Source organism: Arthrobacter sp. CAN_A214 (genome assembly GCF_015751955.1).
Taxonomy (GTDB): domain Bacteria; phylum Actinomycetota; class Actinomycetes; order Actinomycetales; family Micrococcaceae; genus Arthrobacter_D.
Genome location: NZ_JADOUU010000033.1, coordinates 1 through 18,811, shown reverse-complemented (window position 1 = coordinate 18,811; position 18,811 = coordinate 1). Strand labels below are relative to the sequence as shown.

20 protein-coding genes and 2 pseudogenes are annotated in these 18,811 nt (G+C 62.3%); 6 read left to right on the top strand and 16 right to left on the bottom strand.

Annotated elements, in window-relative coordinates:
* The 7 genes from nirB to IWX65_RS15655 all read right to left on the bottom strand — a co-directional run.
* A partial coding sequence (gene nirB / locus IWX65_RS15685; RefSeq protein WP_196884342.1) for a nitrite reductase large subunit NirB occupies positions 1-2,097 on the bottom strand: 2,097 nt, incomplete at its 3' end.
* Positions 2,097-2,444, bottom strand: coding sequence for a molybdopterin oxidoreductase (locus IWX65_RS15680; RefSeq protein WP_196884340.1), 348 nt, complete (start codon positions 2,442-2,444; stop codon positions 2,097-2,099). The genes IWX65_RS15680 and nirB, both read right to left, overlap by 1 nt.
* 132 nt (positions 2,445-2,576) lie before the next feature.
* A complete protein-coding gene (locus IWX65_RS15675) occupies positions 2,577-3,407 on the bottom strand; it encodes a formate/nitrite transporter family protein (protein WP_196884338.1) in 831 nt (276 codons plus the stop codon).
* A 23-nt stretch (positions 3,408-3,430) separates the two neighbouring features.
* Positions 3,431-3,883 carry a cyanase gene (cynS, locus tag IWX65_RS15670; RefSeq protein ID WP_196884336.1) on the bottom strand — a complete coding sequence of 151 codons (453 nt, stop codon included), beginning with the start codon at positions 3,881-3,883 and terminating at the stop codon, positions 3,431-3,433.
* 186 nt (positions 3,884-4,069) lie between these two features.
* Entirely contained in the window at positions 4,070-4,480 is a 411-nt protein-coding gene (locus IWX65_RS15665) for a DNA/RNA non-specific endonuclease (RefSeq protein WP_196884334.1), read from the bottom strand.
* Positions 4,481-4,629: 149 nt separating this feature from the next.
* Positions 4,630-4,824 carry a Sec-independent protein translocase subunit TatA gene (gene tatA, locus IWX65_RS15660; protein WP_196884332.1) on the bottom strand — a complete coding sequence of 65 codons (195 nt, stop codon included), beginning with the start codon at positions 4,822-4,824 and terminating at the stop codon, positions 4,630-4,632.
* Positions 4,825-5,059: 235 nt separating this feature from the next.
* Positions 5,060-6,478: an alkaline phosphatase PhoX gene (locus tag IWX65_RS15655; protein ID WP_196884330.1), complete on the bottom strand. Its 1,419-nt coding sequence runs from the start codon at positions 6,476-6,478 to the stop codon at positions 5,060-5,062.
* Positions 6,479-6,827: 349 nt separating this feature from the next.
* Between IWX65_RS15655 and IWX65_RS15650 the strand changes: the two genes are divergently transcribed.
* From IWX65_RS15650 to IWX65_RS17925, 5 genes and pseudogenes are all read left to right on the top strand, one after another.
* Entirely contained in the window at positions 6,828-7,679 is an 852-nt protein-coding gene (locus tag IWX65_RS15650) for a phosphatidylinositol-specific phospholipase C/glycerophosphodiester phosphodiesterase family protein (protein WP_196884328.1), read from the top strand.
* 145 nt (positions 7,680-7,824) lie between these two features.
* A complete protein-coding gene (locus tag IWX65_RS15645; protein WP_196884326.1) occupies positions 7,825-7,998 on the top strand; it encodes a hypothetical protein in 174 nt (57 codons plus the stop codon).
* Between the two features lie 119 nt (positions 7,999-8,117).
* Entirely contained in the window at positions 8,118-8,432 is a 315-nt protein-coding gene (gene tatA, locus IWX65_RS15640; protein ID WP_196884323.1) for a Sec-independent protein translocase subunit TatA, read from the top strand.
* A 47-nt stretch (positions 8,433-8,479) separates the two neighbouring features.
* Positions 8,480-8,923, top strand: coding sequence for a twin-arginine translocase subunit TatC (locus IWX65_RS15635; RefSeq protein WP_196884322.1), 444 nt, complete (start codon positions 8,480-8,482; stop codon positions 8,921-8,923).
* Positions 8,924-9,036: 113 nt separating this feature from the next.
* Positions 9,037-9,296, top strand: a pseudogene (locus tag IWX65_RS17925) (transposase); the annotation flags it as partial.
* Positions 9,297-9,473: 177 nt separating this feature from the next.
* Here IWX65_RS17925 and IWX65_RS15625 read toward each other — a convergent pair.
* The 4 genes from IWX65_RS15625 to IWX65_RS15610 all read right to left on the bottom strand — a co-directional run bounded on the left by IWX65_RS15625 (position 9,474) and on the right by IWX65_RS15610 (position 14,896).
* Positions 9,474-10,490 carry a DUF808 domain-containing protein gene (locus IWX65_RS15625; RefSeq protein ID WP_196884317.1) on the bottom strand — a complete coding sequence of 339 codons (1,017 nt, stop codon included), beginning with the start codon at positions 10,488-10,490 and terminating at the stop codon, positions 9,474-9,476.
* A gap of 280 nt (positions 10,491-10,770) precedes the next feature.
* Positions 10,771-13,251 carry a glycoside hydrolase family 65 protein gene (locus tag IWX65_RS15620; protein ID WP_196884315.1) on the bottom strand — a complete coding sequence of 827 codons (2,481 nt, stop codon included), beginning with the start codon at positions 13,249-13,251 and terminating at the stop codon, positions 10,771-10,773.
* A 15-nt stretch (positions 13,252-13,266) separates the two neighbouring features.
* Positions 13,267-14,049, bottom strand: a complete 783-nt coding sequence (locus tag IWX65_RS15615) for an HAD family hydrolase (protein WP_334683923.1) — start codon at positions 14,047-14,049, stop codon at positions 13,267-13,269.
* A 415-nt stretch (positions 14,050-14,464) separates the two neighbouring features.
* Entirely contained in the window at positions 14,465-14,896 is a 432-nt protein-coding gene (locus IWX65_RS15610) for a hypothetical protein (RefSeq protein ID WP_196884311.1), read from the bottom strand.
* 86 nt (positions 14,897-14,982) lie between these two features.
* On the opposite strand from IWX65_RS15610, the gene IWX65_RS15605 reads away from it, so the two are divergent.
* Complete coding sequence (locus tag IWX65_RS15605) at positions 14,983-15,225, top strand: hypothetical protein (RefSeq protein ID WP_196884309.1); 243 nt, start codon at positions 14,983-14,985, stop codon at positions 15,223-15,225.
* Between the two features lie 162 nt (positions 15,226-15,387).
* On the opposite strand, the gene IWX65_RS15600 is transcribed toward IWX65_RS15605, so the two are convergent.
* From IWX65_RS15600 to IWX65_RS15585, 5 genes and pseudogenes are all read right to left on the bottom strand, one after another.
* A complete protein-coding gene (locus tag IWX65_RS15600) occupies positions 15,388-16,047 on the bottom strand; it encodes a dihydrofolate reductase family protein (RefSeq protein WP_196884307.1) in 660 nt (219 codons plus the stop codon).
* Between the two features lie 362 nt (positions 16,048-16,409).
* Positions 16,410-16,658: an SCO4226 family nickel-binding protein gene (locus IWX65_RS15595; RefSeq protein ID WP_196822617.1), complete on the bottom strand. Its 249-nt coding sequence runs from the start codon at positions 16,656-16,658 to the stop codon at positions 16,410-16,412.
* A gap of 305 nt (positions 16,659-16,963) precedes the next feature.
* Positions 16,964-17,365: a VOC family protein gene (locus IWX65_RS17920; RefSeq protein WP_334683924.1), complete on the bottom strand. Its 402-nt coding sequence runs from the start codon at positions 17,363-17,365 to the stop codon at positions 16,964-16,966.
* A 45-nt stretch (positions 17,366-17,410) separates the two neighbouring features.
* Positions 17,411-17,872: pseudogene (locus IWX65_RS17915) on the bottom strand (SRPBCC family protein); the annotation flags it as partial.
* Positions 17,873-18,036: 164 nt separating this feature from the next.
* The gene (locus IWX65_RS15585; RefSeq protein ID WP_196884303.1) at positions 18,037-18,510 is read right to left on the bottom strand and encodes a cupin domain-containing protein; all 474 of its coding nucleotides are present in this window, start codon (positions 18,508-18,510) and stop codon (positions 18,037-18,039) included.
* Positions 18,511-18,811 lie beyond the last annotated feature (301 nt).

Sequence of the window (18,811 nt, the reverse complement as noted above, 5' to 3'; positions counted from 1 at the left end):
CCACGGCATCAGCCTTGAATTCATTGGTATAACTTGGTCGAGCAGACATGAGAACAATCCTTTCAAAAACTGTCTCACATCAGTAGTACACCTCATGCCGAAGCGGCAAAATTCCTGCCCGACGCAGGTCTTCACCGTGCGGAAGCTCTTGCCGTAGGCATAGCCCGAGGGTATGTCGAGGTCCGCCCAGACCTTTGGCAGGTCCTCTTTTGGTACGCCGAGCAAGTCAATTCGCTGTCCACCGGTGAGCTTCACCATCGGGATGCTGTACTTCTCGGCTACGTCGGCTATTTTGCGCAACTGGTGCGGTGAGGTGACTCCGCCCTTCATCTGCGGTACGATGGAAAAGGTGCCGTCACGCTGGATATTGGCGTGCACGCGATCGTTGATGAACCGTGCATCACGCTCGTCGATGTAATCATCGGCCAGCATCATCTTCATGAGCGATGCAAGTCCCATCTTCGACTTCGCGTCTTCGGTAGCGCCGGGAGCGAGGGCGGCGAAGACCTGGGAGACCGAACGAAGTCCACGGTCACGGATTGCTTGCATCAGCGTGGCTTTGTCCATTGGGATGCCGGGCACGTAGTAGCTCGTGGAGGGGTCCTCCTCGATCGTTCCGTTTGCCGCCCATTCCACAACCTGCTTCACGAGCAGTTTGCACGAGCCGCAGCCTTTCCCCGCCCGGGTTGCGTCCATCGCGCCCTGGATTGTTTTCGCCCCGCCCTTCACCACGTTCACGAGCGTCTTCTTGCTGACGCCGTTGCAGTTGCAGACCTGGGCATCCGCGTGCAGCTCCGCGACTCCGACGTCCTCCGATGGGCCGCCCACGTCGAACATGAGCGAGATCCGCTCGGCGGGCAAAGGAAGACCCCGGTCGAACGCCTGGGTGAGGTAAGCGACTTTCCGGCTGTCGCCCAGGAGTGTGGCGCCGACGAGTTTTTCGTCGCGGATAACGATGGACTTGAACACTCCCCGACCCGGCTCCGAGAAAACGATGTGTTCATCATCGTCTCGTTCCGGACCGCTCAGTCCCATCGACGCGACCTCCACTCCGGCCACCTTGAGCTTTGTGGCGGTGCGCGACCCGAGGTATTCGGCCGTCGGATTCGCGCCTGTGACCTGGTCGGCGAGTACTACGGCCATTTCCCACAGCGGCGCGACGAGGCCGTACACCTCCCCTCGGTGCTGCACGCACTCGCCGACGGCGTAGATGTCGTGTTCGTCGACGACTCTCATGTCGTCGCCCACGACGATCGCGCGTTCGACTGTCAGCCCGCTGACGACTGCAATGTCGACAACCGGTCGGATACCTGCCGCGAGTACGACCATGTCACATTCCAGATCAGGCTTGTCCCGCAACCGGACCCCTTGCACCCTGCCGTCGCCGATGATCGCGGTCGTGCGGCTGCTTGTGTGCACCGCGATACCCAGGGCTTCCACGCTCCGACGGAGGATGGCCCCGCCCTCTGTGCCCATCTGTGCATTCATCAGGTGAGTACCCGAGTGGACCACGCTTACATCGAGGCCATGGGCTTGAAGACCGCGGGCGGCCTCGAGGCCGAGCAGTCCGCCCCCGATGACGACCGCGCGACGGTGGTGGTCATGCTGGGCGTGATCAACCATGTTGCGGGTGTCATCGATCGTGCGGAAACCGTACACACCGGACAGCAGCGACCCGGTGGAGGTGCGGAGTCCCTCTATCGCAGGCAGGAAGGACTGGCTTCCGGTAGCGATGACGAGGACGTCATAGGGCGTTGTCCGTCCGTCGTCGGTGAAGACGACTTTCGCATACTTGTCGATCCGGCTCGCCCGCACGCCGGCGTGCAGGGTGATGTTGTTCTCGTCATACCAGGAGAGGGGGTTGAGGAAGATATCCGTGTCGTCCTCCTCCCCGGACAGGACGTGGCTGAGCATGATGCGGTTGTAGTTCCCGTACGGCTCGTCCCCGAACATCGTGACCCGGAACTGGAGCGCTCCGCCCCTGGCGAGGATCTCCTCGACCGCGCGGGCGCCTGCCATTCCGTTTCCGATCACCACGAGATGTCTACGGGTGTCGATGACGTTCGTTTCCGTCGGCGCGTACTCGGTGACGGTCATCAGTGTTCGACCATGCCCAGGTCGATGACGACGTGTCCGCTGACGCCCTCGGGTGCCACGACCTGCAGTTCGATCACGGATCCTCCCTCGATGTCCTCGACGACTCGCAAGGGCACATTCACGTCCCCCTTCGCTCCGATGGGGAAGTAGCGCATTGGTGTGCCGTCCCGAAGGAGGACGACGGTGATCAGCTCCGGGGTCGAGTTGCCGCCCCGGTAGTAGAGCGGCTGGTTGACCACGCCTTCCGGAACGATGTACGACAGGTCGGCGTGGATGGGCACCATCGTGCTCGGACCGGCGCCAGTGAATGGATAGAAACCCTGAAGGAATTGGTTTTTAGAGATCATCGGGGAGCCCTTCGGGATATGGGACGCAGTGGTTGGGTGAGGGTGCTGCAGACGCGTTGCTGAAGGGACCGGCGCGGGCAGGGTCGGTTCGGGGGAAAGGGTGCGCGACGGGTCGTCAACTGGTCCCCTTCGCTAGACGGAGCTGCGGTGAAGCTTGCCCTCACGGGTGGGTGCCGTCTTCGCATGAGTGCTATAGATCACGAGTCCCACGAACGTCAGTCCGCCCACGAGGTTGCCGAGCACTGTCGGAAGCTCGTTCCACACCAGATAGTCCATGAAGGTGAAGTTCCCGCCGAGCATGAGTCCTATGGGGAAGAGGAACATGTTCACGATCGAGTGTTCGAAGCCCATGTAGAAGAAGACCATGATCGGCATCCACATGGCGATGACCTTGCCGGGGACGCTGTCGGACATCATCGCCCCGACGACTCCGGTCGAGACCATCCAGTTGCACAGCACAGCCCGCACGAAGAGCGTCAACATTCCGGCTGCTCCGTATTCGGCGTAACCGACGGTGCGCCCTTCGCCGATCTGCCCGATTGCTTGACCCACCTCGTTGGGTGGGGTGGAGAAGCCGAACGTGAAGACGACGGCCATGAGGACTGCGGTCGTGAATGCTCCGGCGAAGTTGCCGAGGAACACCAGGCCCCAGTTGCGGAACACCGCCCGGCCGGTCACGCCAGGGCGTTTGTCCAGCCACGCCAGCGGCACCAGGGTGAAGACCCCCGTGAGCAGATCGAAACCGAGCAGGTAGAGCATGCAGAACCCGACGGGAAACAGGACAGCCCCCAGCAGGGGCTGTCCAGTCTGCACACTGATCGTGACCGCAAAAGCGGCTGCCAGAGCTAGGATTGCTCCCGCCATGTAGCTGCGAAGCAATGTGTCACGGGTGGACATCAGGGCCTTCGCCTGGCCCGCGTCGATCATCCGGATGGCGAAGTCTTTCGGGGCTACGTACGACATAGGGTGCTCCGTCTTAGGCTCGGTTACCACTGGTACTTCAGGAATTTTCCGTCGATGGTGACGCGAACCCGGTCGCCGTCGGGGTCTTCGCGGCGGTCGACCTGGACGTTGCAGTTGATGGCGCTCATGATCCCGTCGCCGAATTCCTCGTGGATGGCTTCTTTCAGGGCTGGACCGTACACGGCGAGTAGCTCGTAGAACCGATAGATCGTAGGGTCCGCCTTGAGGGTGTCGCCGTCGAGCCGGTACGGCTGCTCCTGAAGGGCCAGCACAGTGTCCTCGTCGAGTTCAAGCAGGATACCGACCGCCGCCGCGGTATCCGCCGGCAGGGGGTGGGACCCAAGGAGCGCGGCGATCGTCCAGATGACCGGACGGTCGATGTGTTCTGCCACTGCCATCCAGGTCATGCCCGTGCGCTGTAGGGACCTGCGGACAGCCTGTGTTGCACTGTCGCGAGTGGTGTTCCAGGAAGTCACAGTGCCTCCAATTGACGAGGCGGCGGGTGCCGCGGATCGGTTTCAGCTAACATCCGATCTGACGTACGACGCTACGCGTCGACACATCCCCAACCAGTTGCGGGCGTGTTACACCCACGTAAAATTCCGTACCGCCCTCGTGATCAACCGGGCGCCTCCCGCAGACGGGCCCAACGCACCGCTGACCTACTGTGATCGAGATGGCATTTCTGATACCTGTTGACCCAGCTCAGGGAACAGGTAGCCGTGTAGGCTCCACGGTTCCTCCGGGAACTCGGCACCGGTTTCCCCGCAGACCATGAGCAGGTTCCAGGGGAACTGGGCCCCGGTGTCACCCCAGGCCGCGGAAGCACGCCGGACAAGGTGCCCGCTGTCAATGTCGTTGCGTGCGTTGACCCGTTCCCCGGTCTGCTGGCCCTCGGGCAGGGGCGGATCCAGCCGCCAGTTAACACTGGAACGGGAAATGTCCCTCAGCTTTTCGGCATCGATGCCGAGTGCGGTGATCGCTGCCAGACGCTTATCTGGTCGCATGACGATCGAGAAGTTCGTGTACGGCAGGGAGACGGTCTCCACGCCATCCCGGGCCGGGACGGGCACATCCCGGCTAGGAAATCGTTCATCGAAGCAGGTACGGTCGGTGAGGTCCTAAACACTGAATTCCTACGCTCTACCCTCAAACGACAGCATGCCTCCGGGATCACCGAAGGAAGTTACGTCCCGCTGAGTGTGGAGCTGCGTTTCGGTCCTTATATGAGTGACTTTTCGTCAGGGAGGGCGTTGTTGTCCTGGTTCTGGTCGTCGTCTTTCATTTGCCGGACTTCGGATTTGAAAATCCGCATGGACTGGCCGAGGCTGCGTGCCATACCCGGGAGCTTCGGCGCTCCGAACAGCAGTAGGGCGATCACGACAATCATGACGATCTGCCATCCCTGGAGGTTCAAGCGCTCTTCCCTTCATCATGTGTGAACATCGTGTTCTGGTGAAAGCCCGGCCGGAAGCGGGGCACCTGAGGCCCATTCCGGGCTTGTGGTGCCCCGCTCCTGGTTTCACGGCCTGGTTGTCGGTCTCGCCTCCGAGTTCAGGCGGTTTGGAAACCCTGGACGACGGAGGGGTGGGGCAGTGCGGCCTCACCTGGTTCAGGGGCAGAACCGGCGGGTACGTGGTCGGGGAACAATGTCAGGCGGCGTTGCTGGGCCGGCCCCATGGTCCGGTGACCGCGAGGGTGAAACCGGGAGACTGGATGTTCACGAAGAGCGTTTCGCCATCAGAGCTGAAAGCGGGTCCGCAGAACTCGCTGTTGTTGAAATCATTGCGTGCCAGGGGGTAGGCCTTACCTTCGGAAGTCACTCCGACGAGGTGGGACACACCGCTGCCGTCCTCGGCCAGAATGAGACCACCGTGTGTCGAGACGGTGATGTTGTCCGGCCCGTCGAAGTTGCCGTTGTCCTGGTCGGAGTTCTGGTTGACGCCGAAAATGGTTTTGAGGGCGATGGTCTGGCTGGAGGGGTCGTAGAACCACACCTGGCCGTCGTGTTCATTGACGCTGCCGTCACCCAGGCGGGCGAAACTGGCAACGAAGAACACCCCGTTGTCCCCCCACCACTGGCCTTCGAGCTTACGTGAGCGGGTGACCTGGTCGTTGGTGAATTGCTTGCGTACCGATACCGCGGTGGCGTCACGTTCGGGCACGTCGATCCATTCCACTTTCAGTCGGGTGCCGACGGTTGTTGCTTCCGAGAGATCCGCGATGTGCTGACTGCCGCGGTAGCAACTCATGGCCTGAAGCTGACCCGCGGTATCGCCTCCGGGGGAGAGGGCAAGCTCCCGCAGTGCGTTCTTGCCGGGAACGAAGCCGGCAGGTGGTACCCAGCGGAAGTACAGGCCGTTGGGGTTGCCGGCGTCTTCGGTGAGGTAAATGATGCTGGTGGCGGGGTCTACTGCTACGGCCTCATGGGAATAGCGGCCCATGAATTTGAAGGGGACGGCACTTTTGCCGATATTGGCTTCCCGGCTAGTGGGGTCCACCTCGAAAACATAACCGTGGTTCTTGGTACGTCGGCCCTGCCCAGCTCGGCTTTCCGTTTCCTCACAGGTCAGCCACGTCCCCCATGGCGTGATGCCGCCGGCACAGTTGTTGTCGGTGCCAGCCAGACTGGTGTACTGGTCGAGGCGGTTGCCGGCTCGATCCACCGTGATGGTGGACGTGCCGCCGATGGTGCCGGAGTCGTAGGTCACGCCCTCAACGGCGGGGACCGGGAAGGGCTCGTTACCGCTGTTCTCGTGATTTGTGACCAAGACGGAACCACCGTTGTTGGCGGCGAAAACGCCCATACCGTCAGGGTCTGAGGGGTGGACGCCATCCGTTGTCGGCGTTTGTCCCGAGCGCGCGATGAGCTTGTAGGAAAAACCGTCAGGCAGAGCGAGAATGCCCTGAGGGTCCGCGATCAGGGCGCCGTAACCTGTCGCGGTACGGGTTGTGGCGGCTGCGGCCGGACGGACGAAGGCATCGAGACTGCCTGATCCCGCGAAAACAAAACCAAGACCGGTAGCGGCGGAGCCGCCAAGAAAGTTGCGGCGCGAAACGGATGGATTCATGTGAGCCTCCAGAGGGGGTAGCAATTATTCGGACGAGTCACTCCACAACGTCGCAGCCGTAGATGTCCCCTTTCGGACACCCAACCATTGCTTTGGTGAACAATCAGCAAACTCGGGACTGTCCATGTCCCAGGAATGGGCGACAGTTCAAGAGCGAAGACGAAGACCGCTGATTAGTCGAGGCTGTTGCACCCCACTCCACCCCACCTAGGCTGGTCAGATACCTCGCGACGCTCGCTTAGTCGGTGTCGTGCGTTGTTCACCCGGGCGCCAGTGGGCGTAAGCCTCCTGCTTACCTCGGCTTCCTAGCGTAGGAGGACCATAAACCCCCACCAGGAAGTTGAAGACCATGTCTATCACCCGGCCGCTCGCGCTACTGCTCGCCTGCTCTTGCCTTGCTGTCTCTGTCACCGTTCCGGCCAACGCATCCCAGGCGCTGGACGACGTTGTCCTCGGCGCCCCGCGCGAGGCAGCACACGCCCACAATGACTATGAGCACGAACGACCGCTGTTCGATGCCCTCGAGCACGGTTTCACCAGCGTTGAGGCTGATGTGTGGCTCGTAGACGGTGAACTCCTCGTGGCCCATGACCTCGAAGACGTCACGGCCGGGGTGACGCTCGAGAGCCTCTACCTCGATCCGCTCGACGAGCTCGTAAACGGCAGGGCCGACAGCGTCTACCCGGGATGGGAGGGTGAATTCCAACTGTTGGTCGACATCAAGGGTGACGCGGAGCAAACATACGCCGCCCTCGAGGCCGAGCTCGACGAGCACCGCTCCCTGCTCACACGCTTTAGCAACGGCAAAGTGAAGCAGGGTGCAGTGAGTGTCGTCGTCAGCGGCAACCGCCCCCTTGAAATGATGACCGCCGACCAACAACGTTCAAGCTTCTACGACGGCCGCGCGACGGATCTGGGTTCGGCGCTGCCATCGAGCCTCATGCCGCTGATCAGCAACAACTGGACCCAGCTCTTCACCTGGCAAGGCGTGGGTGAAATGCCGGCCGCTGAGCGCGAGAAGCTCCGGGCCTACGTCGCCGCCGCCCACGAGCAGGGTGCGCGGGTCAGGTTCTGGGCGACCCCGGACCTGCCGGGCGAGGCACGAGAAGCCGTCTGGTCGGAACTGGCCGATGCCGGCGTCGACCACATCAACACCGATGACCTCGCCGCCCTCGAACAGTTCCTCGCAGAACGCAGCTGACCCCCATCACGCACAGGGCGGCCCACCCCACGGCCCCCTAAGCGGAGGGCCGGATTGTGGCTCTGTCTTCCTGCACCGGAAGCATCCTGCCGCTTGGGGGGTCGGCAGGACGCTTTTCTGTTGTAGTCCCGCCGTGGAGAAACCATTGCTGGCGATTTTGGTCCTGGGACCCGAAAAGCTCCCGGAGTACGCCGCGGGTCTCGCCCGCATTGTCAAGGCATTGCGCCGCCTCGCCGTGGGCGCTCAAGAGCAGCTCAGGGGGGAGTTGGGCGATGACCTGATCGATGTCGACTGGCGCAAGCTCGACCCTCGACAGTAGGATCCCCGCCTGATCGTTCGGGAAGCGCTCCTCGAGGAATTCTCCGAACTGACCGACATCTCGGCTGCCACGGGGAAACAACCGATGCACACAACTAATTCTACGAAAGGTTATTCTTCATGAGGCCTGAAGGCTGGACAATCGTCGTCGTCATCGTCATCGCAATCCTGTTGTTCGGTGCACCGAAGCTTCCGGGCCTGGCCCGAAGCGTCGGCCAGTCGCTGCGGATCTTCAAGTCCGAGGTGAAGCAGATGAAGGATGAGAACAAGTCCGACGACGGCGTCGAGCCGACCGTCGAGGGCAGGATCGTGGACCACACGCCCTCTCCCGGAACATCTCCCGGAACGGCACCGAACCAGCCGTATAACGCGTCGAGTGCCATCGGGTCCCCGGCCCCGCCGAACCAGGGCAACTCCCCGACGCACACCCAGTAACGCAGGTGGCCAGTGCGAAAGGTCGAAAAGTCAATCCTGAAGGGCGGATGGCCCTCAAGGAACACCTGAAGGAAGCACGGAACCGGCTCTTCAAGTCCGCGATCGCCGTCGTGATCTGCACCGTTCTCGGATTCCTGATCTACGAACCGGTCCTTGAGGCACTGTCGGCTCCGGTAGTCGATATCAACGAACGCGTGGTGCGCAGCGCCGCGCTGAACTTCGACACCGCAGGCTCTCCCTTCGACCTGATGGTCCAGATCTCCGTCTTCCTCGTCTGCCTCTTCGCCGCCATGGCCGCACCAGGCGCCGACGCAATGAGCATGTTCTACCTCGCAGTTCCCATGCTCCTCCTGTTCTTCGTCGCGATCGGCCTATGCCTCCTCAATGACAAGCGCCGCGCCCGGCGCACAGCCATCCGAGAAGCCGAAATCGCAGCAAACGCCGACAAGGCTTCCTCCCTTGCGGAGCCCTTAAGAGCACTAACACAGTAGACCGGTCACTACGTCATGAGCTGAACGGCACAACTGTCCGCTGTTAGGGCCCGTCGGATTTTCGGGATTCTCGCTCCGGCGATACCCACCGCGCAGGCTTACTCCAAACGGAAATGGACGTGTACTTCTGCGACCCCGGTAGTCCATGGCGGCGCGGCAGCGATGAGAAAACGAACGGGCTGCTGGAGTGGTCCCCAAAGGGACAGGCTTCTCCAAGCACACACCCATGGACCTTCAACTCGTCGCCGGGGAACTCAACGCACGCAGACGCAAAACCCTTGGTTGGGATAACCAGCCGGACGCCGGCGTTGATCTCATCGGCGATGAACTGGACCGGGGCGGATTGTGGGTTGTCCGGCACGCAAAACGATAGCTCAGCTCGCGCACGTAGGCGCGCATTTCAGTAGCGAATGCTTCGGTCGTTCGACGGCTGCGAGGCGTCTTCCGGGTTCCATGTCCGTCGACGGCATTACCTCACAGCCGGCCACGACGTTGTACGGGGGCCAGAGCAGGAACTCAGCCAGGATCCGGCTACGCCGGTGGATGCGGGCTAGGAGGCTGAATCGGCGTTACGTTTCGCCGGCCGGTAGCCGGCGATTGCGGCGCGGACGTCGCCTTCCTCGTGTCCGCCCTTCTTCTTGCTGAACGCAGTGATCAACGGGTGGAGGATAGCCATGACGACGAGGCCCCAGGCGAGCCCCAGGACGGCCGAGCACAGGGTGTTCACCAGCCAGGCCAGGAGGCCGCCCACTACCGCAATTCCGGCGAATGGGGCTTCGAGGACATGGACCAGGTCATACGGTGCGTGCCAGCCGAGGTCGTAGGCCCCCTGCAGCATGATGTGACCACCAACCCACAGCATGGCCACCGTCCCGACGAGGGTTATCGCGGTCAGCACGGCGGGCATCCCCTTGACGAGCAGCTCACCGAAGCGCTGGGAACCTGCGGAGTCCTTGGTGGTCAGGTGCAGGCCGATGTCGTCCATCTTGACGATGAGTGCTACGGCACCGTACACGATCACCGTAATCGCAAGCGCAACGACGATCAGGATGAGCGCCCGGGCCCAGATGGATTCATCGGCCACCTCGTTCATCGAAATGACCATGATCTCGCAGGACAGGATGAAGTCGGTGGTGATCGCGCCCTTGGTGACCTTGGCCTCCGCCTCCGGGCCCTGCTCGACCGCCGGCGCCTTCTCCTTCTCGGAGTGGCCGCGGAGCTTGTGCCAGACCTTCTCGGCACCCTCATAGCAAAGGTAGGTGCCGCCCGCCATGAGGATGAAGGGGATGACCCCTGGGATGAAGGCGCTGATCAGCAGCAGCGCCGGCAGGATGATCAACAGCTTGTTCCGGAGCGAGCCCCAGAAGATTCGCTTGATCATCGGCAGTTCGCGGGAGGGGTCCGCCCCGGACACATACTGGGGGGTGACGGCGGCGTCGTCGATCACCACGCCGGCGGCCTTGACCCCCGCCTTGGCGGCCCCGGCAGCGACGTCGTCCACCGACGCAGCCGCGATGCGGGCCAGTGCTGCGACGTCGTCAAGCAGGGCGACGAGACCGCCGCTCACAGATCGTCCCCGAACTGCTCGAGGGTGGACTGCTGGGCGTGAAGGCTTCGGTTGAGGCGCGGAATCTGCATGCTCAGAGTATACGGCGGCCGGAGCTTGCAGCGTCTGGATCACCAAGAGCGACGAGGGTCATTGCCTGCGCCCAGTATGCCTTCATGGCCTTGCTGGCTTGCTCTACTTATGCCTGAAGCCGAACAGCACGTCTGCACTCCAAACCATTCACAATCAAGAAGCTCAGACTCACGCCTTAAAGAGATGAGACAGTCGTCGACACCGCCGGCTAGGCGTCCAACGCAATAGTTGGGATCGACGCAGTGACCAGCGAACCGTCCGCACGGCGGGTCCCCTCGATGTCACTCGTGGTAGGAGTTCCGGTTAGACGTGGACCGTGGTGACCGAGACTGACCGTAACGGGATTTCCGGATTTCACGTGCACGGATTGGCCATGCACCGAAACAGTGGCCGATTCACCTGATTCGACCGTCAGGGTGATCACCTTCTGGGTCACGTCGGCACGCACCCGTGTGCCGTGCAGGGTCAGACGGAAGCTCATGCGGGTCCAGGTTTTGGGGAGACGCGGTTCGAAGGTGATGCGGCCGCCGTGGTCGCGCATCCCGCCGAACCCGTAGACGAGAGCACTCCACACGCCACCCGTCGAAGCGACATGAATGCCGTCCGACGTGTTGTGGTGGAGGTCGGCGAGGTCAACGAACAGTGACGACAGGAAATATTTCAGCGCCAGGTCGTGGTAACCGACCTCAGCGGCGATGATCGACTGAACGACGGCGGACAGGGTTGAGTCGCCCGTGGTCAGGGCTTCGTAGTACTCGAAGTCAGCGCGCTTCTCCTCTGCCGTGAAATCGTTGCCCTGTAGATGGAGTGCGAGGACGACGTCGGCTTGCTTGAGTACCTGGAAGCGGTAGATCACGAGCGGATGATAGTGCAGCAGCAGGGGCCGCTTGCTTGCCGGTGTGTTCTCGAGGTCCCATAGCTCTTTCTCCAGAAAGGCGGCGTCCTGGGGGTGGATGCCTGTGCGCTTGTCGAAGGGGATGTGCATCTTGTCGGCGGCGTGCGACCACTCAGCGGCCTCGTCCTCGCCCAGGTTCAGGCGTGACACCAGACGTTCGTAGGCAACGGGTTCAACTGCATTGAGCCATTTGACCGCACGCGCGGCTGATTGGAGGTTGGCGCGCGCCATGACGTTCGTATACAGGTTGTCGTTGACGACGGTGGTGTACTCGTCAGGCCCGGTGACACCATGAATGTGGAAATTGTCGTCGCCATTGCTGCGCCAGAAGCCCAGATCGGCCCACATCCGAGCGGTCTCGACGAGAATGTCGATCGCTCCGCGGATGAGGAAATCGTCATCACCCGTCGCGGCTACGTACTGCATCAGGGCATAAGAGATGTCGGCGTCGATATGGTACTGCGCCGTGCTGGCGGCGTAGTAGGCGGAGGACTCCTGACCGTTGATGGTGCGCCACGGGAACAGCGCCCCGCGCTGATTGAGTTCAGCAGCGCGAGTCCGTGCCGGCTCAAGCATCGCCTGGCGGAAGCGTAGGGCATTCCTTGCCACCAGTGGGGCCGTGTAGCTGAGGAACGGCAGGACGTAGACCTCGGTGTCCCAGAAGTAGTGGCCGCCGTACCCGGAGCCGGAGACGCCCTTCGCAGCGATGCCGCCGCCGTCGGTGCGGGCCGTGGACTGCGCGAGTTGGAAGATGTTCCAGCGCACAGCCTGCTGGATGGCCGGTTGGCCTTCCACCTCGACGTCGGACCGTGACCAGAAGTCGGCCAGCCACTCGCGCTGTTTCTGGTACTGCTCCTCCGCTGGTGTCTCACGGGCACGGTCGAGGGTGCGGCCGCAGCGGTCGGCGAGTTCGCGGACAGGAACACCGCGGGAGGTGTGATAGGTGATGTTCTTGACAAGTCGGATGGGACGCCCCGGCTTCGCCTTCACGCGGTAGACATGTTTGGCGAGATCGTCGTCAATGTGGGAGGACTCGTCCCAGTCGTTATGGGTGATCAGCTCGTGCTCCACCCCGCAGGCGATGGTCATCGAGGAGTTGGTGGTGCGGTAACCGAGCAGATAGCGGGAACCGTCGGCTAGCTGAAAGCGTGGCTGGAGCACGCGGTCCTGGAACAACTCCGCCTTGCGCGGGTCGAATGCCCCGTCTTCTGCGGACGGGCCCGGTTGATACTCGTCGACGGCGTCCTGGCGGTTGAGGATCTGGCTGGACATGAGGATGGACGCTTCGGCGTCGAGCATCTCGACCTCATAGTCGATGACCGCGAGGTGACGATCGGTGAAGGAGACGAGGCGGCGCGACCGGATCAGGACGCGTTTACCGGAAGGGGTCCGCCACTCGAGTTCCCGAATCAGGACGCCGTCAGCGAGGTCGAGGCGACGGGAGTATCTCAGGATGTCGGCTTCCGTCAGGACGAACGGTTCATCGTCGACGTACAGGCGGATGATTTTCGCGTCGGGAACATTGACGATCGTCTGTCCCACCCGGGCGAACCCGAAGGCCTCCTCCGCGTGCTGGATCGGCCACGTCTCGTGGAAACCGTTGATGAAGGTGCCGTAGGCGTACCCGTCACGCGCTTCCTCCACGTTGCCACGCAGGCCGAGGTAGCCGTTGCCCACGGAGAAAAGCGTTTCGGTACGGCCCTGGAGGGCTACGTCGAATTCTGTTTCGACGAGCGCCCACTCGTCCACCGGGAAGTGGATGCGATCGAGCGGGTCGGAGGAGATGAAATTCATGCGGGATGTCCTGGGCTACGAGGTGGAAGTGGTCGGGCCGTCAGCGCCCGCGGAGAGGGGAAGAAAAGGGATGAGTTCGGCCACGTCTTCGACAACGACATCCGCCCCCTGCGCGAGCAGGGTGTCCGCTCCCACCCCCCGGTTCACGCCGACGACGAGGCCGAACGCACCTGCTCGGCCAGCTGCGACTCCGGAAGGGGCGTCCTCCACGACCGCGCATGCCGAGGCGGGAAGACCGAGCAACTCGGCGGCGTAGAGATAGGTATCGGGGTCGGGTTTACCTGGAATCCGCCGCTCGGCTGCGAGGAGGCCGTCGACGACGACGTCGAAGCGGTCGCGGAGTCCGGCGGCCACGAGGACGGCGACGCCGTTGCGTGAGCTGGTTACAACCGCAACCCCGACGCCGGCGGTGACGGCCGCATCCAGAAGGGCGAGGGAACCCGGATACGGCGCGACGCCGGCCTCTGCGAGTGTCTCGTTGAACGCGGCGTTCTTGCGGTTCCCCAGTCCGCAGACGGTCCCAAGTCCCGGGGTGTCCTCCGGGAGGCCCTCGGGAAGCGTGATGCCGCGGGAGGATAGAAGGGCGCGTACGCCGTCGTAGCGGGGGCGTCCGTCGATGTAGGTGAAGTAATCGTCGTCGCAGTAACCCTGCTCAATGCCCCTTTCCCTCAAGTACGGCGTGAACAACCGCGACCACGCCTGCATGTGCACCTCAGCGGTCGGGGTGAGCACACCATCAAGGTCGAAGAGGAGTGCGCGCAGGGAGGACAGGCGCGCGGCGGCGGGGGAAGAGGTCACAGTACTAACGGCCTTCGATAAGGTGTCGGGAGAATTCGAACGAGCCCCACGTTGCGGACCGAAGCTGGTGGCGTTCATGCACGGTCATCCTGAACTGGGAGTCTGGGGGTGTCCGATCAGAGGAACTGATTCGGCAGGATCTTCGCCGGTGAGGCGGGAGACCGTGGCGAGCAGCTCTGCGACGGACGCCCCATTCTGTGCCGTCGATCTGAGCCGTGTCTCAGTATATAGTCGCGATTGATCTCTTCACGCCTGCGATTGGTTCAAGCGGTACCACCCACGGGCAACAATATTGCGCTACTATCGCGACCAAAGCTTCGATGCCTTCTGCAACACTCCGAGTCACGGTGGTGTTGCAACGATCGGCTGAACCCAAGGATCCGTTATGGGGCGGGTAACGATCCGTGGCTCTAGTTCACGTCGGTGTAGCGGGTACCGAGCGGTTCCGACAGGGCTGAGAGGTCCAAGGGTTTTCAGGGTCTCCTGTGCCGACCCCGACGTCGGAGTAATCGACTACGAACCAATTCTTCCCCTCTGCGAAGTACACCGAGCCGTCAGGCTCCGCAGCATCAGCCATCACCGCGTACGCGTTGTCTCGCGCTTCCGTCGACTCGAAGTAGAAGATCTTGACGGACTGCGTGCACTTCACGGACTCCGCGGGAATCTGTCCTTCATCACCCATGATCGCGGTGGGTAGGGGTGGGTTCTCCTCACAATCGAGGTGCCCGGCGACAGCCTGCCGAGCGTCTTCCAACGAGCTGTAGGACGGCAATCCATCGATCGATGGTCTCTCCGCAGTACAGGCAGGGCATACTCCGACCAACAGCGCGAGAAACAGGGCACTCACAGGAATTCGGCGGTTGAGCAGCATTGCGTCCCCCATACGTTGTTCTGGTTATCGTGGCACAGCCGGCACCAGCGGTGGGGCAAGGGATGCTTCGGTCCTTCACCGTGCGTCTGACTGGACGGGTCGCCCTACTGTCTGACACCACAGACCTGTCCGCCTTTACCCGGGAATGCGAGGCCGACAACGTCCTCATCGCCCCCGGCAACGACTGGTTCCCCGCTGAATCGACCGGACCATATAACCGCCTGAACTACTCCGGCCCGAACCCCGGCGCCTACCAAGAAGCAGCCCGCGTCATCGGTCAAGCGCTGGGACGATCCGGCGGCTGACAACGACGACGCAGCTCTTCATACGGGGATGAACACGGCCCCATTTGTGCATCCATCCTCACCCAGCGTTGCAGTATCGGCCATGAACAAGTCGGTTCAGAATGGCCTCATGGCTGGAACGTACCTGCCTTCCTGGCCGCGGGCGATCGTTCCCCGCTCGGCCTACCGTGCCCTGCGACGAGTGAAGACCAGATGGACAACCCCGGACGGAGAAGGGGTTGTTTCGATGTCGAAGCGTTGTTCGAGTCCTTCGAGGCCATCCCAGAGCCGTTCGCCCCGGCCCAGGACGATCGGCACGAGGACGATGTGCATATGGTCGATCAGATCAGCCGCGAGAAACTGTCGGACGGTGCTGGCTCCACCACCGATGCGGATGTCGAGGTCACCGGCCAGGGCGCGTGCCTGGTTGAGCGCTGCGACGGGATCGGCATCAACGAAGTGGAAGGTCGTTCCACCCTCCATCTCGAGTACCGGCCGAGGATGGTGAGTCAGAACGACGACGGGGGTGTGGAAGACAGGGTTGTCGCCCCACCATCCCTTCCATTCCTCGTCCTCCCAGGGACCGCGTTGAGGTCCGAACTTGTTGCGCCCCATGATTTCCGCGCCGATCCCGGGACCTGTTCTGCTTGCGAACGCATCGTCGACGCCGAAGGATGCCTCGGAATCCCCGGGAATGCCCATTTCGCGGAAGGTGCGTGTTCCGATAGCCCACTCCATCAGCCGTGACCCTGCATGACCGAATGGAGCGTCGAGTTGCTGGCCCTCCCCGGAGCCGAAGCCGTCGAGGGAGACCGAGAAGTTATGCACGCGGACGAGGGACATGTCATCTCCTGAGGTGCTTGTCGCTCGCATCACTTTATGGTGATCGAACCTGACGACTCAAGACCGACGATGGGAGAGTCGAGCCTCGATATGAATGGAACCGCGTAGAGGACGGCCTCACTGCCGGAATTTCGCCACTTACCACTGCGACTCACATTTCTGGTGATGGACGGTCCGGACGATGGTGGAGCGGTCCTTCGTACAGGACGCCATGCCGTCCGACGCCGCCCCACATATCGTCGGCCTGAAGAATGCAGGAGCCGGATCCTTTGCCGCTTCGCTTCTACATGGCAAGGCGTAGCACTTCAGTCCGCCGCCGCGGGAAGGATTGAGCTTCGCTCATGATTCCGGGCCGTTGCTCCTCAGACCTTGAGGGGGATCGGGTGTACCTCGTCTGCAGGATGACCCGCGCGCTCGTGGATACGCCGCACGGCGTCTGCCGAAGGAGCCTCGGACAGGCAGTAGACGACCCCGGCCTCGGGATCTGCCCAAGCAGACTTGAACACCACGTCCTCCTCACTTTGAATCGCTACGTCGGCATCGTGGGCGGCTTGAAGATCCTCCTTGGTTAGTCCAGTCATGTTGCGATGCACATCCATGAATTCCGGCATGATGCACTCCTTGGTGGGGCTCGACGCTTATGGTCAGGATGCCGCTGACGATAGACCTGCGCCTACCCATCGTCAATAGGAGGAAGAGGCACGGCTGCGACACCTTTGGGCCGGGCGGAACGGACCGGAGGCGCCGTCGGCTGTCGATTTGAGTGGAGGCTACTCCCCGGCGCTGTTGACCGGACTGGGAGGAGCTTCGTCTGACGGGACTATGGCTCGACGCAATGCAGCCTCTGCGAGCCAGTCCACGGCTTGAAGCACGTGGGTGCTCTCGTTCGTCAGCCGGGCAAGCAGGTGTGCGTCACCTATGCCTCAGGCTCGTATCCGATGAGCCAGTGGAGGCCGTGACGGTCTATTACCTGTCCGTCCGAGGCGCCCCAGGGCTTCGGTGCGAGGGGATCGATCACCGACCCGCCCGCAGAGAGCTTGTCGAACCACTGGTGAAGCACGGTAGGTTCGGCGGTTCCCAGCAACGAGAGCATGACTCCTTCGAGCTGGACCGTCTTCTCTCCTGCTGCTGCATCCGATCCCGCCAGGGAGACCACCCCGCTGAGCACTCCGTGAGCTATCGCGCCTGCCGGACCGTCCTTCCTGCCGAACTCCTCGTAGGTATGCAGGGAAAGTTCACCACCGAAGATGCTCGCGTAGAAACCCAGTGCTTCTCGGGCAGTTCCTGGGAAGCTGACATAGATCTGGGGCACTGCAATGCAGTTGGCGACAGTGGTGAGGGCGGTGCTGTTGTTGAGTCGGTCGATGGTGGCACCCCATCCGTCGCGGGTGCCCCCCAGGATGAGTCTTTGCACCTCGGTGATGTCGAGACGCTCGGAGAACTGGACTGTGAGGACGAGTTCCGTTCCGGAGCCGAGGTCGTTGAGCTGCACTGTGACAACAGGGGCAAGTAGTTCATTGTCGCCGTCGAGGTCGGGCCAGCCGTCGACGGCTCCCCAGCGGAAGACGAGGCGTTCGTCAGGAACGATCTCGAGGTAGATTCCGCCGGTGGGATAGCTGAGGTCGTCATTGACGTTCATCTGCTGTTTCCATATTCCCCCGACCCGGAGTTCGACCTCGATGGGTGTGCTCGGTGTGGGCATGTCGGGGTTGTAGAACCAGGCGAGGTGCTCGGGATCGGTCCATGCCGCGAACACCGCCTGCCGTGATGCGGCGAAGGTCCGGGTAAGGGCGAAGCTCCGATCCTGCGTTGTGTGGTCGGTCATCATCTACTCCTTCGGCTCGGCGGTCTTGTCGCTTGGACCGGGGCTTCTGGTGAGCTGAGCGTTGAGACGGTCAGGCCGTGTGCCCTGGAACTCCCGGTAGGGGCGCGCCCGTTCCTGGCTGGAGCCCGCCGAGAGCTCGGCGGGCGTCCTCGCGATGAAGAGGTTCAGGCAGTCTCTTCGCCCTTGTCGTCGACTTCCTCGACCCACGACGGCGGCTCGTCGCGGCCTTGCTCCTCGTCCTTCTCGGCGTCCTCCGGCGTCTCCTGCACGATGCCCTGCGCGTGGTGCGTGGGCGCGTAGATCGTGTACAGGCGGAGTGGTTCGTCGCCGGTGTTCTCGACGTCGTGCCACGTTCCGGCGGGTACCTGAATGCTCCAGCCGTCCTCGACGTCCTGCTGGAACGAGAGGTCGTCCTTCGAGGGCCCCATCTTCACCCGGCCCTTCCCGGCATCGATGCGAAGGAACTGGTCAGTGCCGTGATGCACCTCCAGGCCAATCGCACCGCCGGGCCCGATCGACATGAGCGTCACTTGCAGGTGCTTGCCCGTCCAAGCAACGCGGCGGTAATCGGCGTTCTCCGTTGTAGCGCTCTCGATGTCGAATGCGTTCGGCTTTGGTCCGTTGTCGGTGATGTCCATGACCGCATTCTGTACCATTCCTGCGAGGATCACCAAGGCTGGGGATAGACCAACGTCGATCCCCAACAGCCCATCGAACGATCCACTGGGCCGTCAGCCAAATCCAGTAGAACGGGTTGCACGCCAGGTTCATGCGCTGGGCATCCCATAGACAAGAACTGCTTGGAATCACAGCGACCCCATCGGTACCGTCCCGATTGGCGATGGGCGGATTCTGGCGGTCATTGCAACAGGAGGTTTTCGATCAGTTCGATCGGTTTTTGAAACCCTAGTCTTTTTCGTGGTCGGTCATTGAGCTCGG